The sequence below is a fragment of the Microlunatus panaciterrae genome, assembly GCF_016907535.1.
GTDB lineage: Bacteria > Actinomycetota > Actinomycetes > Propionibacteriales > Propionibacteriaceae > Microlunatus > Microlunatus panaciterrae.
In genome coordinates this window covers 576,576-590,799 of the sequence record NZ_JAFBCF010000001.1, presented here as the reverse complement: position 1 = coordinate 590,799, position 14,224 = coordinate 576,576, and the positions used below count along the sequence as shown (strand labels likewise).

The 14,224-nt window shown below is 67.4% G+C and carries 15 protein-coding genes and 1 tRNA gene; 14 read left to right on the top strand and 2 right to left on the bottom strand.

Annotated features, from left to right (window positions below; all coding sequences use genetic code 11):
* Positions 1-56: 56 nt before the first annotated feature.
* From JOE57_RS02595 to JOE57_RS02575, 5 genes are all read left to right on the top strand, one after another.
* Entirely contained in the window at positions 57-485 is a 429-nt protein-coding gene (locus JOE57_RS02595) for a DUF3052 family protein (protein ID WP_204916255.1), read from the top strand.
* The gene (locus JOE57_RS02590) at positions 482-982 is read left to right on the top strand and encodes a redoxin domain-containing protein (RefSeq protein WP_204916254.1); all 501 of its coding nucleotides are present in this window, start codon (positions 482-484) and stop codon (positions 980-982) included. The genes JOE57_RS02595 and JOE57_RS02590 overlap by 4 nt, the downstream gene beginning before the upstream one ends.
* 10 nt (positions 983-992) lie before the next feature.
* A complete protein-coding gene (locus tag JOE57_RS02585; protein WP_204916253.1) occupies positions 993-1,841 on the top strand; it encodes a phytanoyl-CoA dioxygenase family protein in 849 nt (282 codons plus the stop codon).
* Between the two features lie 70 nt (positions 1,842-1,911).
* Positions 1,912-2,385, top strand: a complete 474-nt coding sequence (locus JOE57_RS02580; protein ID WP_338041122.1) for a Fur family transcriptional regulator — start codon at positions 1,912-1,914, stop codon at positions 2,383-2,385.
* A gap of 22 nt (positions 2,386-2,407) precedes the next feature.
* A complete protein-coding gene (locus JOE57_RS02575; protein ID WP_204916252.1) occupies positions 2,408-3,928 on the top strand; it encodes a catalase in 1,521 nt (506 codons plus the stop codon).
* Positions 3,929-4,002: 74 nt separating this feature from the next.
* Here JOE57_RS02575 and JOE57_RS02570 read toward each other — a convergent pair.
* Positions 4,003-4,076 (bottom strand) — tRNA-Val (locus tag JOE57_RS02570).
* An 89-nt stretch (positions 4,077-4,165) separates the two neighbouring features.
* Between JOE57_RS02570 and JOE57_RS02565 the strand changes: the two genes are divergently transcribed.
* Together JOE57_RS02565 and JOE57_RS02560 are read left to right on the top strand one after the other, a co-directional pair.
* Positions 4,166-4,468 carry a hypothetical protein gene (locus tag JOE57_RS02565; protein ID WP_204916251.1) on the top strand — a complete coding sequence of 101 codons (303 nt, stop codon included), beginning with the start codon at positions 4,166-4,168 and terminating at the stop codon, positions 4,466-4,468.
* Between the two features lie 27 nt (positions 4,469-4,495).
* The gene (locus JOE57_RS02560) at positions 4,496-4,891 is read left to right on the top strand and encodes a hypothetical protein (RefSeq protein WP_204916250.1); all 396 of its coding nucleotides are present in this window, start codon (positions 4,496-4,498) and stop codon (positions 4,889-4,891) included.
* A gap of 13 nt (positions 4,892-4,904) precedes the next feature.
* On the opposite strand, the gene JOE57_RS02555 is transcribed toward JOE57_RS02560, so the two are convergent.
* Complete coding sequence (locus JOE57_RS02555; protein WP_204916249.1) at positions 4,905-5,834, bottom strand: ROK family protein; 930 nt, start codon at positions 5,832-5,834, stop codon at positions 4,905-4,907.
* A gap of 79 nt (positions 5,835-5,913) precedes the next feature.
* Here JOE57_RS02555 and prfB point away from each other — a divergent pair, with 79 nt between their 5' ends.
* From prfB to JOE57_RS02520, 7 genes are all read left to right on the top strand, one after another.
* Positions 5,914-7,029, top strand: a complete 1,116-nt coding sequence (gene prfB / locus JOE57_RS02550; protein ID WP_204916248.1) for a peptide chain release factor 2 — start codon at positions 5,914-5,916, stop codon at positions 7,027-7,029.
* A gap of 136 nt (positions 7,030-7,165) precedes the next feature.
* Positions 7,166-7,852: a cell division ATP-binding protein FtsE gene (gene ftsE, locus JOE57_RS02545; protein WP_204916247.1), complete on the top strand. Its 687-nt coding sequence runs from the start codon at positions 7,166-7,168 to the stop codon at positions 7,850-7,852.
* Positions 7,853-7,898: 46 nt separating this feature from the next.
* Entirely contained in the window at positions 7,899-8,813 is a 915-nt protein-coding gene (gene ftsX / locus JOE57_RS02540; RefSeq protein ID WP_239578817.1) for a permease-like cell division protein FtsX, read from the top strand.
* A 190-nt stretch (positions 8,814-9,003) separates the two neighbouring features.
* Positions 9,004-10,458 carry a M23 family metallopeptidase gene (locus JOE57_RS02535; protein WP_204916246.1) on the top strand — a complete coding sequence of 485 codons (1,455 nt, stop codon included), beginning with the start codon at positions 9,004-9,006 and terminating at the stop codon, positions 10,456-10,458.
* A gap of 229 nt (positions 10,459-10,687) precedes the next feature.
* Complete coding sequence (locus tag JOE57_RS02530; protein WP_204916245.1) at positions 10,688-11,680, top strand: type IV toxin-antitoxin system AbiEi family antitoxin domain-containing protein; 993 nt, start codon at positions 10,688-10,690, stop codon at positions 11,678-11,680.
* A gap of 186 nt (positions 11,681-11,866) precedes the next feature.
* Positions 11,867-12,340, top strand: a complete 474-nt coding sequence (smpB, locus tag JOE57_RS02525; RefSeq protein ID WP_204916244.1) for an SsrA-binding protein SmpB — start codon at positions 11,867-11,869, stop codon at positions 12,338-12,340.
* Positions 12,333-14,222 carry a DUF2207 family protein gene (locus JOE57_RS02520; RefSeq protein ID WP_204916243.1) on the top strand — a complete coding sequence of 630 codons (1,890 nt, stop codon included), beginning with the start codon at positions 12,333-12,335 and terminating at the stop codon, positions 14,220-14,222. The genes smpB and JOE57_RS02520 overlap by 8 nt, the downstream gene beginning before the upstream one ends.
* Positions 14,223-14,224 lie beyond the last annotated feature (2 nt).

Sequence of the window (14,224 nt, the reverse complement as noted above, 5' to 3'; positions counted from 1 at the left end):
ATCGTGTTCTCGGAGCGTGTCCGGGGACGCTCGAAGTACGTGAGTGGAGGCATGGCGTGAGTGCGACGGCAGGACCCGAGGACGCTCGTTCCGCGGGGACCAACAAGTTCGGTCTGACCGAAGGCTTGGTGGTGCAGGAGTTGGGTTGGGACGAGGATGCCGACGACGAGGTGCGCATCCAGTTCGAGGACGCCATCGACGGCGAGCTCGTCGACGAGGCGATGGAGGCCGTCGACGTCGTCCTGCTGTGGTGGCGAGACGGTGACGGCGACCTGGTCGACGGCCTGGTCGACGCGCTCACCGACCTCACCGACACCGGCTACATCTGGCTGATGACACCCAAGGTCGGGCGGGACGGGTATGTCGATGCTGCCGAGCTCGCCGAGGGCGCCATCACCGCTGGCCTGGCCCTCACCAACGGTGTCACCATTGCCGGCGACTGGGCGGCGAACAAGCTGGTCCGCCCCAAGAGCGCGCGGCGGTGACGGGCTCCGCACTCGAGCCCTCCGCCCAGCAAGACCCGGTTGCACCCCTCGGAGCGCCGGCGCCCGACTTCACCCTGACCAACCAGCACGGCGAGCTGGTCCGGCTGTCCACCCTTCGTGGGTCGCCGGTGCTGGTGGTGTTCTTTCCGGCGGCGTTCACCGGCGTATGCACCGGTGAGCTCCGAGCCCTCCGGCAGCACCAGCCGGACTTCGACGCGCTCGGCGCCCGGCTGTTGGCGATCTCCACAGACACGATGTTCGCGCTCCGCGTCTTCTCGGACTCAGAGCAGCTGACTTTTCCGTTGCTCAGCGACTTCTGGCCGCACGGCGCGGTGGCGCAGGCGTACGGGGTGTTCGACTTCGAGCTCGGCTCGGCCAGGCGCGCATCCTTCGTCGTCGACGCCGGCGGGACGATCCGCTGGAGCGTGCTGAGCGAGATTTCCAAGGCCCGAGATGTCGCCGATCAACTGGCTGCCGTGGCTGCGGAGGGTGGATAGGGTCGAAAGCATGGATGCTTCGGCGCTGCAGTATCGACTCACCGACCAGGAGCGCTCGATCTTCGAGTCTCAGGGCTTCCTCCAGATCGAGAACGCTCTCCGCCCCGACCAGGTGACGATGCTCACCAAGATCACGGACGGGCTGCACGAACGACACCTGGCAGCGGGAAAGCCGGCCGACACGGCGATGTTCTGGCCCAACTTCCTGCCTGAGGACCGGGCCTTTCTCGATCTTGTCGACTATCCGCCGATCCTGCCCAAGGTGTGGGGCATCCTCGGTTGGAACATCTCGATCTACCACGCGCACCTGATTGTGACGCCGCCGTCGGGCCGCCAGCGGTCGACCGCCACCTTCGGCTGGCACCAGGACTCGGGACGGGTGAACTTCGACCTGCCGACGCCGAGGCCGCGGTTGTCGATCAAGGTCGGCTACTTTCTCTCCGACGTGTCGGAGGAGGGTCGCGGCAACTTCTGGGTGGTTCCGGGCAGTCACGTCGCTGAGAACCTCGACGTCCCGGACGGGCGGGGACAGCCGGAGGGCGCCGTGCCGGTGCTGGCCAAGCCGGGTACGGCGGTGATCTTCGACCGTCGGCTGTGGCATGCCGCCAGCCCGAACTGGTCCGAGATCACCCGCAAGGTGCTGTTCTACGGCTACGGGTACCGCTGGATCAAACCGAAGGACGAGATGACGTTGTCGGACTTCTGGGACGAGAGCGACCCGATCCGCCGGCAGCTGCTCGGTTGGGGCACCGGTGCCAACGGCTTCTACAGCCCGGCCTCGGAGGATGTGCCGCTGCGCGGCTGGCTGGCCGAGCACAGCCCGGACGAGGTCGGTGCCGAGAAGCACGCGGAGCGTTAGTCGGCGGCCATTCCGAAAGGAGTGGCGCGAATGTCTTGAATCATTCAAATAAACGTGATGACATAAAAGAGTGCTGGAACCGACTGAACGACCCGACGCGGTGGCACTGCTCCGCAAGGCGGGTCTGCGCGTCACCGCGCCCCGGGTCGCTGTCTTGTCGGTGCTGGGACAGCAGCCGCACGTGAACGCTGAGTTCGTGGCGCGGGCGGTGCGCGACAACATCGGTGCGATCTCCACCCAGGCCGTCTACGACGTGCTCAGGGTCCTGACCGAGGTCGGCCTGGTCCGGCGGATCCAGCCTGCCGGCAGCACGGCGCGGTTCGAGACGCGCGTCGGCGACAACCACCATCACGTGGTCTGTCGGTCCTGTGGCGCCGTCGACGACGTCGACTGCGCTGCAGGTGAGGTTCCCTGCCTCACCGCGGCGGACGCGCCCGGTTTCATCGTCGACGAGGCCGAGGTGACCTTCTGGGGCACCTGTCACCAGTGCCAGACCACAGGCTCCGAGGCTGCCAGCAGCTCGGAACCAGCAGCGACAACGTAAGACACATCGAGGAGAGGCAGTCATGAGCGAGCGTCCGTACACCACCAACAATGCAGGAAACCCGGTCCACAGTGATGATCAGTCACTTACCGCCGGTACCCAGGGTCCGATCCTGCTCCATGATCATTATCTGATCGAGAAGATGGCGCAGTTCAACCGCGAACGGGTGCCGGAGCGGGTGGTGCACGCCAAGGGCGGCGGTGCCTTCGGTGAGCTGGTGATCACCGAGGACGTCAGCCGCTACACCTCGGCCGACTTCCTGCAGCCGGGCAAGAGGACCGAGATGCTGGCCCGCTTCTCCACCGTCGCAGGGGAGCAGGGCTCGCCGGACACCTGGCGCGACCCGCGTGGCTTTGCGTTGAAGTTCTACACCGAGCAGGGCAACTACGACCTGGTCGGCAACAACACCCCGGTCTTTTTCGTCCGCGACCCGATCAAGTTCCAGGACTTCATCCGCAGCCAGAAGAGGCTGCCCGACTCCGGACTCCGTGACAACAACATGCAGTGGGACTTCTGGACGCTGTCGCCGGAGAGCGCGCACCAGGTGACCTGGCTGATGGGGGACCGCGGTATCCCCAAGTCCTGGCGGCACATGGACGGGTTCGGCTCGCACACCTACCAGTGGATCAACGCCGCGGGTGAGCGGTTCTGGGTGAAGTATCACTTCAAGACCAACCAGGGCATCGAATGCCTGAGCCAGGCGGAGGCGGACGCACTGGCCGGCAGCGCCCCTGACCATCACCGTCAGGACCTGTTCGGTGCGATCAAGAACGGCGACTTCCCGTCCTGGAGCCTCGAGATCCAGATCATGCCCTATGACGAGGCCGAGGGCTATCGGTTCAACCCGTTCGACCTCACCAAGATCTGGTCGCAGAAGGACTACCCGCGGATGAAGGTTGGCACCATGACCCTCAACCGCAACCCGGAGAACTTCTTCGCCCAGATCGAGCAGTCGTCCTTCGAGCCGTCCAACTTCGTACCGGGGATCGGACCCAGCCCGGACAAGATGCTGCTCGGTCGGGTCTTCTCGTACGCCGATGCGCACCGCTACCGGATCGGCACCAACTATGCCCAGTTGCCGGTGAACTCGGCCAAGTCCCCGGTGTACAGCTATTCCAAGGACGGCGGGCAGCGGATCCGCTACAACGACCCGTCCGTCCCGGTCTATGCGCCGAACTCCTACAACGGTCCGTCGGCCAACCCCGGTCGGGTCGGCCCGGACGTGTCCTGGGACTTCGAGCCCACCATGGTTCGGACCGGCTATGTGCAACATCCCGAGGACTCGGACTGGGCGCAGCCGGGCACGCTGGTGCGAGAGGTGATGGACGACGCGGCCCGCGACCGGTTGGTGAGCAACATCGTCGGTCACGCCTCCAACGGCGTCACCGAGCCGGTGCTGCAGCGGGTGTTCGAGTACTGGCGCAACGTCGACCCCGAGCTGGGCAAGCGGGTCGAGGCCGGTGTCCGGGAGAAGACCGCGGTCACTGAGCCGGCCGCCGGTCCGAGCCCGGTAGCCCCCGACTCGGAGGCGGCGAAGGTCTGAGCATCGGAAGCTGAGCGTTGTCGCAGGGCCCGGTTCTTCGGAGCCGGGCCCTGGCCCTCAAACGTTTTGCGGGGTGGGCGCAAAGGGACTCGAACCCCTGACCCCCTGGGTGTAAACCAAGTGCTCTAACCAACTGAGCTATGCGCCCCAACGGCCGGACAGCGCCCAACCTTAGCGGTTCCTAAAAGAGGGGGCCAACTTCCCAGGGGCTGGCGGCGGAGCCACTAGCCTGGAGCGGTGGCAGATGACGAGGTGGCAGTACTGCGCGAGGCATTGTCGGCCCATAGGTCGATGCTGATGGGGGCACTGCACAGCAATGAACAGCTCGATATCGACCGGGCCTTCCAGATCCACGCCGGCATCTCCCGGATCCTCACCCACTGGGACGAGTTCACCGCTGGCCAGCAGCGCGAGGTGGTCTCGACGGTGGAGTACCTGATCAACACCGACGACGACGAGAACGACCTGCAGAGCCCGAACGGCTTCCTCGACGACCTGGACAAATACCACGAGCTCCAGGTGTCGCTCGGCTACGCCTGAGCGGTCGGGGTCTATCGTGGCAGCCTGATGACCAACAAGAACGTGCGTCTGCTGCTCGGCCTGTTGACCGGGCTGGTCGGGCTGTTGGCGATGGTCCGGCTGGTCGCAGGCGCCTTCAGCGGCAGCAGGTCGACCTTCGCGTGGATCTTCGTGGCACTCGCCATGATCCCCTGGGTCGCCTACGCCGGCTGGCGGGCACGGCACGGACATCTGAGCACGAGCTGGGGCCTGGTCGTGTTCGGCCTCGGCGTGCTGGGTCTGGTCCTGACCTGGCTGTTCACCATCGGTGCGGTGCTGGCGCTGGCCTGCTCGCTGGCCTCCTTCGCCGTGATCTGGCTGCACGACTGGCCGCCGAGGCGACCCGCCGGTGATGCGCGGATGGTGCACATGGAGGAGCTCACCGACGAGGCGGTCGAGAGCTGAGTCGCTCCAGCCGCTAGGACAGGGTGAAGGCCAGGGCGGCGGCCCCGATCAGCCCGGCGTTCTCCAGCTCTGCCGGCCGGATCTCGAGGTCCTTGACGTACGACAGTACGGCGAAGTCGGCCAGGTGGCGGCGCAGCGGGCCGAAGATCACCTCGCCGGCCCTGCTCACCCCACCGCCGACGACGAAGGTGGTGACGTCGAGCTCGGTGGCCGTGGTGGCGATCCCTGCGGCGAGGGCCCGCATCCCGGTGTCGATCACCCGCAGGGCGATCTCGTCCCCGGCCCGGGCGTCGGCGGTGAGCGCCTTCGCATCCTGCCCGCCGGTCCAGCCCTGCTCCCGGGCCGCCGCGACCAGGGCAGGCCCGCGGGCGTACATCTCCACGCAGCCGTGGCAGCCGCAGACGCATTTCGGGCCCCACGCGTTGACACTGATGTGACCCAGGTGGACCGAGTTGCCGGTGAGCCCGGTGAAGAGCCGGTTGTTCAGCACGGCACCGCCACCGACGCCGGTGGACACCACCATGCCGACCATCGAGTCCAGGTCGCGGCCAGCACCGATCCAGTGCTCGCCCAGCGCCATGCAGTGGCCGTCACCGGCCAGCCCGACCAGGGGCGCCATCCCCAGCAGCTCCGAGACGACCGCACCGACCCGTGCGCTGATCGGGTACTCGCGCCAGGCGGCGATGTTCACCGGCGAGATGGTGCCGCGGGGACCGTCGATCGGGCCGGCCGAGCCGATCCCCACCCGCAACCGGGTCTCGACCGGGTCGGCTGCCGTCAGCACCTCAACGATCGCCTGTGCTGCCGGGGCGAAGACCTGCTCCGGATCGGCGGAGGCCACCGTCGGTGCGAGGGTCTCGCGCAGGATGGTGCCGTGCTCGTCGATCAGGGCGACCGCGATCTTCGTACCGCCGATGTCGACTGCCAGTACCTGCTCGTCCATGCCTGCCTCTCCTGGCTCCGTAATGGGCCGCCCTGTTGACTGTCGGCCGGAGAGCCTAGTGCCAGTACAGTAGGTGATTGTGGCAGTTCCTGACTTCTCCTCCTCCTGGGCCGAACTCGACCGGGCACTCAGCTCGATCGAGGCGGTCATCGACCCTGCAGCCAAGAAGCGCGAGATCGCCGAGCTCGGTGAGCAGGTGGCGGCGCCGGACCTCTGGGACGACCAGGAGAACGCCCAACGGGTCACCTCCCGGCTGTCCGGGCTTCAGGGCGAGGTCGAGCGGCTGGAGAGCCTGCGTTCCCGGCTGGACGACCTGTCGGTGCTGGCCGAGCTGGCGCAGGAGGAGGGCGATGCGGCCACGGTGGCCGAGGCCGACCAGGAGCTGGCCTCGCTGAAGAAGGCGATCGACGCGCTTGAGGTCCGGACTCTGCTGTCGGGGGAGTACGACCAGCGCGAAGCCCTGGTGACGATCCGGTCCGAGGCCGGTGGCGTCGACGCAGCCGACTTCGCGGCCATGCTGCTGCGGATGTACCTGCGCTGGGCCGAGCGGCACGGCTATCCGACCGAGGTCTATGACATCTCCTACGCCGAGGAGGCGGGGATCAAATCGGCGACGTTCACGGTGAAGGCCCCCTTCGCGTACGGCACGCTGTCGGTCGAGCAGGGCACCCACCGGCTGGTGCGGATCTCCCCGTTCGACAACCAGGGCCGGCGGCAGACGTCGTTCGCCGGTGTCGAGGTGCTGCCGGTCACCGAGGAGCGGGACCACATCGAGATCCCGGAGGCCGACCTGCGGATTGACGTGTTCCGCTCCTCCGGCCCCGGCGGTCAGAGCGTCAACACGACCGACTCCGCGGTCCGGATCACCCACCTGCCGACCGGCATCGTCGTCTCCTGCCAGAACGAGAAGTCGCAGATCCAGAACCGGGCAGCGGCGATGCGGGTGCTGCAGTCCCGGCTGCTGGAGGTCGCCCGGGTGCAGCGCGAGGCGGAGATGAATGCCCTCAAGAGCGACGCCGGCAACAGCTGGGGCGCCCAGATGCGCTCCTACGTGCTGCATCCGTACCAGATGGTCAAGGACCTGCGGACCGAGTTCGAGGTGTCCAACCCGGAGGCCGTCTTCGACGGTGAGATCGACGGGTTCATCGACTCGGGCATCCGCTGGCGGATGACCTCCGAGCTCGCCGCCACCTGACCCTGGAGCGGCGACGCGCCGTGGCCTGGCGGCCGAAGGTCCCGATCATCACGGAACGCTCACATAGACTTCCCGTGGTCGTAAACGGGCGCAGCCCCCGCTCCGCCTGCCGTCTACCCCGACCACCCGTGAGACCGTGATTCGATTCGAGAATGTTTCCAAGACGTACGACGGACAGCGTCGTGCGGCGCTCGACGGCGTCAACGTCGACATCGAGAAGGGCGAGTTCGTCTTCCTCGTCGGCGCCTCCGGCTCCGGCAAGTCGACGTTCCTCCGGCTGATCCTGCGCGAGCAGCGGGCGACCAAGGGCAAGGTGTTCGTCGCCGGCCGCGAGCTGAGCAAGCTGCACAGCTGGAAGATCCCCGCAATGCGCCGCCAGATCGGCACCGTCTTCCAGGACTTCCGGCTGCTGCCCAACAAGACCGTCTCGGAGAACGTCGCGTTCGCCCTGCAGGTGATCGGCAAACCCAAGTCGACCATCAACCGGGTCGTCCCCGAGGTCCTCGACCTGGTCGGGCTGGACGGCAAGGGCGACCGGATGCCGGAGGAGCTCTCCGGTGGCGAGCAGCAGCGGGTGGCGATCGCCCGGGCCTTCGTCAACCGGCCGATGATCCTGATCGCCGACGAGCCGACCGGAAACCTGGACCCGGCGACCAGCGTCGGCATCATGAAGCTGCTGGACCGGATCAACCGGGCCGATACGACGGTGCTGATGGCCACTCACGACTCCACCATCGTCGACCAGATGCGCAAGCGCGTGATCGAGCTCGACGATGGCGAGGTCGTCCGAGACCAGAGTCGTGGTGTGTACGGGTATCAGTGATGACCCTGCCCGCCGCCACGACCACTGATGACCCCGAGGACTGCTGATGCGTTTCCGCCATATTTTCTCCGAGACCGGCAGCGGCCTGCGCCGCAACCTGACCATGACCCTCGCGGTCATCATGACGATGTGGGTGTCGCTCTCCCTGTTCGGCTCGGGTCTGCTCGCCAGCCAACAGGTGGACCTGATGAAGGGCCGCTGGTACGACAAGATCGAGATCTCGATCTTCCTCTGCACCCAGGACACCAAGGGCGACAACTGCGACCCGGGCCAGGACACCAGCCAGGCACAGAAGGATGTCATCCGCCAGACGCTGGAGAGCAACCCGGAGGTAGCCCCGGGCGGGGTCTACTTCGAGAGCAAGCCGGAGGCCTACAAGGAGTTCCAGAAGGCCTATGAGGGCAACCCGATCCAGGACTCGCTGACGGTCGACCAGATGCAGGAGTCGTTCCGGGTGAAGCTGAAGAACCCGGAGCAGTACGAGGGGGTGGTCTCCTCGGTGGCGGGGCTGAAGGGGGTGCAGGCCGTCCAGGACCTTCGCAAGTATCTGGATCCGTTCTTCAGCTGGCTCAACCTGCTGCAGTGGGGGACCATCATCTCCAGTGCGCTGCTGCTCTTCGCCGCCGCACTGCAGATCGGCAACACCATCCGGCTGGCCGCCTTCGCTCGTCGCCGGGAGATCGGCATCATGCGGCTGGTCGGAGCGAGCAACCTCTATATCACGCTGCCGTTCCTTTTTGAAGCGGTCATTTCGGCCATCGTCGGCGCAGGACTCGCATGCGTCACATTGGCCTCTGGCGTTTACTTCATCATCATGAAAAAGGCTGAAGTCTCCATTCAGTCTTTACCATGGATTGGTTGGAATCAAGCGCTATTGGCCATGTCGGGGGTTGCCATCGTTGGACTTCTTCTGGCTATCATTCCCACGCTGATAACGACCCGTAAGTACTTGAGAGTGTGATGACTAACCCTCAATCACACCTTGAGACTTTCGGTTTCGGCCGAAAGGTCAATCAAACTGATTGGGGAATGTTGTGGTTCCGGATCCTCCCTACGCCCGGCTGGGCGTTCCGGACGGCAGAGAGGCCGCCAATAGCGACACTGGCCGCTTTGCGCGGCTGCGGCCGGCGTCCAAGGGCATACTGAAGCGCATGACGGTGTGGGGGGACACCTCGAGGGCGCGACGGCTGCGGGTCTTCCGCGGCACCGTCGCTCTGATGGCGGCCGGCGCGGTCGGGCTGACGCTGATGGCGCCGCTGGCCTCGGCCGACGACCTGACCGATCACCGGGACAAGGTCAAGAAGCAGATCAGCCAGACGCAGCGTGACCTGAGTGAGTCCACCAAGGAGCTCTCCGCAGCGGCCGTCGCCGTCGACCGGGCCCAGGCGGACCTGGAGGTGGCGCAGGCCCAGCTGGCCCGGACCGAGGCCGAGCTGGCGACCGCGACCCAGCGTGACATCGCGATGGCGGCGAAGCTGAAGAAGGCGAAGGCCCAGCTGGCGAAGGCCAAGGCCGCGGTGGCGAAGGGGCAGCGGGCCCTTGACGCCCAGGAGAAGATGGCCGGCCAGCAGGTCCGTGACGCCTACCAGCAGCAGACCAATCTGATGCCGATCGCGATCCTGGTCCAGAACAACTCGACCAAGGACCTGCAGACCAGGCTCCAGTGGTCGACCACGATGTTCGACACCACCCAGGCCAGCATCGACGAGTTGACGGTGCTGCAGCGCAAGCTGAACGCCGAGCGGGCCAAGCAGACCGAGCTGGAGAAGCAGATCGCCGCCGACCGCAAGGCGGCCGCGGCGAACCTCAAGACGAAGCAGCGGCTGGAGCAGCAGGCGGCAGCGCAGACGGCCAACGTCGCCTCGCTGGTCCAGGCCAAGCAGTCCGCAGAGGCGTCGGCCCAGCACCAGGTGGCCGCCGACAAGCAGCGGTACGCCGACCTCAGCCGCGAGCGTGCCTCGGTCGAGAAGCGCATCGCCGCCCGGATCGCCCGAGCCAAGGCCGAGGCCGCCCGCAAGGCCGCCGCAGCCCGGGCTGCCCGGCGGGCCGCGAAGCGGGCCGAGGAGGCGCGCAGGGCGCGGGAGGAGGCGGCAGCCGCCGCCAGGGCCCGGTCGTCCCGGAGCTCCGCCAAGCGCAGCTACCCCTCGCACAAGTCGCCCAGCAAGAAGACGTACCGCCGGTCGGCCCCGCGGCCGAGCTACTCCTCGGCGCACCACGGCTTCATCTACCCGGTGTCCGCGCCGATCACCTCGCCGTACGGGATGCGGTTCCACCCGGTGCTGCACTACTGGAAGCTGCACGACGGCACAGACTTCGGAGCGGGCTGCGGGACCGCGATCCACGCCGCCTACTCGGGCCGGGTCTCGGAGCGCTACTTCAACGCCGGCTACGGCAACCGGCTGATGATCGACCACGGGATGGTCGACGGCCGCTACGTCACCACCGGCTACAACCACGCCATCCGCTACACGGTCAGCGTCGGCGAGCACGTCCGGCAGGGCGAGGTCATCGGCTACGTCGGCACCACCGGCTTCTCCACCGGCTGCCACCTGCACCTGATGGTCTGGCTCGACGGGGGCATGGTCAACCCGATGAGCTGGTACTGACCCGCTCCTCCCGTTCGCCGGTCGGATTCCCAAGTCGACTTGGGAAACAGTCACTGGGCCAGGCAAATTTGCCTGGCCCAGTGACTGTTTTCCTGGCTGCGTGACGCCGGTACGCCCGCCCGCAGGTGCTGGGACGCCGGTGTCCACAGGCGAGGTGTCCCACCGCCGGCCATCCACAGCCCGCCCCTGAGGGTGCACGATGCGCCGCAGTCTCCTTAGTCCTTGGGGTATGGACGTTCCGCTGCTCCTCAGTGCCGCCGCGGCCAACGGCGGCTTCGTCACCCGAGCGCAGGCTCTGGACTGCGGCTGGCTGGACCGCGACCTTCGGGCGGCCTCGCGATCGGGGCTGCTGCTGCGCCTCCGGCAGGGCGCCTACGTCTTTGCCGACCAGCATCGCCTTCTCGATCGGGCCGGACGGCACGCCGTGCTGGCGAGGGCTGTGGTCCACCAGCAGCGCGGCTCGGTCGCCCTGGCCGGGCCGTCGGCGGCGGCGATCCGCGGCCTGTCGGTGTACGGCCAGGATCTCGAGGCCGTCCACATCATTCGACTCGACGGCACTTCGTCGCGGGACGAGGCCGGCATCTGCCACCACCGGCTGCCGCTCGGGATCGACGAGGATCTGGAGCAGATCGGCCGCGTCTGGGTCACCACCCTCGCCCGTACGGTGTGGGACGTTGCGTGCATGTCCACCCTGACGGCCGGGGTCTGCACCGCGGACAGTGCGCTGCGGCTGCATCCCGCACTGGGCGAGGAGCTGCTCGCCCATGCACCCGGATACCGCCGCCGCCCGGGTTCCAGGGTGGCGCGGCTGGCGCTGAGCCTGGCCGATGGCGGCTCGGAGAGTGAGGGGGAGTCGGTCACCCGGCTGCAGTGCTACCGGCACGGCATCCCGCGCCCGACCCTGCAGTACGAGGTCTTTTCGACCTCCGGCCGGCTCATCGGCAGAAGCGACTTCCACTGGCCGGAGTATCGCCACCTCGGCGAGTTCGACGGCGAGGTCAAGTACCAACGCTTCCTGCGCGAGGGGGAGTCCGCCAGCGACGCCGTCGTCCGGGAGAAGATCCGCGAGGACGGGATGCGGGCCCAGCGGCTCGGCATGTCACGGTTCACCTGGTCCGGGGTGATGCCGGCCAATGCCGCAGCCACCATGCGCCAGCTGAGGCGCGACCTCGAGCAGTCCCGCTCGCTGTACACCAACGGTCGGGTCGTCATCCCGCTGTGAGGCGCTCCGCCCGTACGAGATGACGGGCTTCCGGCGGCCTTCGCCCGCACAGCGCTGACAAAACTGTCACTCTGCGAGGCAGATTTCCCTGGCTTCGTGACCGTTTCCCAAGTCGACTTGGGAAACTGCCCCCCACCCGGACCCCCGCCGGGGAAACCAGTTGGAGCGGGACGAGATGATGGAGCAATGGTCAAGGAAAAGGGTCGCAAGCTGATCGCGCAGAACCGGAAGGCGCGGCACGACTACAAGATTCACGACACCTATGAGGCCGGGATGGTGCTGAGCGGCACCGAGGTCAAGTCGCTGCGGGAAGGGCGGGCCTCGTTGGCGGACGCGTTCGCGACGGTGGACGAGGGCGAGGTCTGGCTGCGGGCCGCGCACATCGGGGAGTACAGCCACGGCACCTGGACCAACCACGCGGCCCGACGGACCCGCAAGCTGCTGCTCAACCGTCGCGAGATTGCCAAGATCGAACGCGAACTGGCCTCCAGTGGGACCACACTGGTCCCGCTGTCGATGTACTTCTCCGACGGCTACGCCAAGGTGGAGCTGGCGGTGGCCTCCGGCAAGCGGGAGTACGACAAGCGGCAGTCGATCGCGGAGCGGGAAGCGAAGCGAGAAGCCGAACGAGCGCTGGCACGACGCAACAGGGGTGAGTGAGCAGATGGGTCTGGTGCGGGTCGCGACCTGCGAGCATCCGAACGTCCGGCGGGCGCGCAACCTGCGCTGGTGGCTGGCGTTCCTCTTCGCCTGCGCGTTGGCGCTGGGACTGGCGTATGCGAACCCGGCCCGCGCGTTCGCCGCGGACGACCAGATCGACTCGTTCGCGATCAAGTACGTGATGCAGCCGAGCGGCGTGCTGGACGTACGCGAGACCATCGTCTGGCGATTCGGCTCCAACTCCGGCCGGCACGGCATCAACCGCGACCTGGTGACCCGCGAGCAGTACGACCAGGCCAACGACGCCGTCTACGACATCTCCAACGTGGACGTCAGCAGCCCCTCGGGCGCCCCGACCAGCGTGGACAAGAGCACCACCGAGCAGAACAACGGACGCACCGAGATCCTCCGGCTACGGATCGGCGACCCGGACAAGACCGTCTCGGCCGACACCGCGACGTACGTCATCTCCTACCAGGTCAAGGGCGCCATGCGCTCGTTCAGCGGCTATGACGAGTTCTACTGGGACGCCACCGGCTTCGGCAACCCGGCGATCAAGAAGCTGCAGATCAGCGCAACCGTTCCCGGTGGCCCGCAGGAGCTGACCTGCTTCGCCGGTCCGGTGCAGAGCAAGAACGAGTGCGACTCCAAGACCATCTTGGGCGACACGGCGACCTTCAGCCAGGGCAACCTGGCTGCCGAGACGGGCGTGACGATCGGCGTCAAGATCGGCTCCGGCCTGGTCAGCGACAACAAGCCGCACCTTGAGCCCGACGGGTCGAAGATGTCCACCGCCGAGAAGGTCGGCATCGGCGCCCTGGTGGGCGTCGGGGCGCTGTTCACCATCGGCTCGCCGCTCCTCGGCTGGCTGTGGTGGCGCAAGAACGGGGTGGACCAGCGCTACACCAACCTGGCGCCCGGAACCCTGCCGCTGCCGGGGGCGCCGGTGGAGATCGGCGCCAACGACCCCGACCTGCCGATCCCGGTGGCGTTCTCGCCGCCGAAGATCCCGGTCGCCGAGGCCGGACTGCTGATCGACGGCCAGGTCGATGCACGCGAGACCGCGGCGACCATCATCGACCTTGCCGTCAAGGGCGCGCTGACGGTGCAGAGCTCGTCCGAGAAGGACTTCAGTGTCACCCTGGTCGACCCCAACCGGGCGACCGCCCCGCACGAGATGGTGCTGCTGACCAGCCTGTTCGGGGGCCGGCCGCCGGGCGCGGTGGCCGACCTGTCGGCGCAGGGCAGCATGCTGCCCGCGCACAAGGCGATGACCGACTCGGTACGCAACCAGGTCGCCTCCCGCGGCTGGTTCCGCAAGGTGCCGTCGGCCAGCTCGATCGGCGGCATCGGCTTCGGCGGGATCGCGATCGGGGTGTTCATCGCCTTCAGCATCGGCGCCACGGCACTGCTGTTCCTGCTGCCGCTGCTGCCGATCGTCATCACGATCGCGGTGATCAGGTCCAAGCTGCGGCGCGGCCAGCGCACCGCGGACGGCCGCGCGGTGTGTGACCAGGTGGAGGGCTTCAAGACCTACCTCGCCACGGCCGAGGCTGAGCAGCTGCAGTTTGAGGAGGGGGAGGACATCTTCTCCAAATACCTGCCCTGGGCGATCGCCTTCGAGCTCGCCGACCGCTGGGCCAAGATCTGCGGCGACCTGGTGGCGATGGGCCGGCTGCCCAACACCACCCCGTACTGGTACGTCGGCAACTACAACATGGCCGCCTTCAACACCGCCTTCCTGACCAGCAGCCTCACCCACGCCGCCACCCCGGTGCCGTCCTCGTCGGGCGGCGGGACCGGGTTCGGCGGTGGCAGCTCCTTCGGCGGCGGTGGCTTCTCCGGCGGAGGCGGTGGTGGCGGTGGCAGCAGCAGCTGGTAGCG

Coding starts and splice junctions, on each gene's coding strand:
- JOE57_RS02585 (WP_204916253.1), top strand. CDS start 993: ATGGATGCTTCGGCGCTGCAGTATCGACTCACCGACCAGGAGCGCTCG.
- JOE57_RS02575 (WP_204916252.1), top strand. CDS start 2,408: ATGAGCGAGCGTCCGTACACCACCAACAATGCAGGAAACCCGGTCCAC.
- JOE57_RS02560 (WP_204916250.1), top strand. CDS start 4,496: ATGACCAACAAGAACGTGCGTCTGCTGCTCGGCCTGTTGACCGGGCTG.
- JOE57_RS02555 (WP_204916249.1), bottom strand. CDS start 5,834: ATGGACGAGCAGGTACTGGCAGTCGACATCGGCGGTACGAAGATCGCG.
- ftsX (WP_239578817.1), top strand. CDS start 7,899: ATGCGTTTCCGCCATATTTTCTCCGAGACCGGCAGCGGCCTGCGCCGC.
- JOE57_RS02535 (WP_204916246.1), top strand. CDS start 9,004: ATGACGGTGTGGGGGGACACCTCGAGGGCGCGACGGCTGCGGGTCTTC.
- JOE57_RS02530 (WP_204916245.1), top strand. CDS start 10,688: ATGGACGTTCCGCTGCTCCTCAGTGCCGCCGCGGCCAACGGCGGCTTC.
- smpB (WP_204916244.1), top strand. CDS start 11,867: ATGGTCAAGGAAAAGGGTCGCAAGCTGATCGCGCAGAACCGGAAGGCG.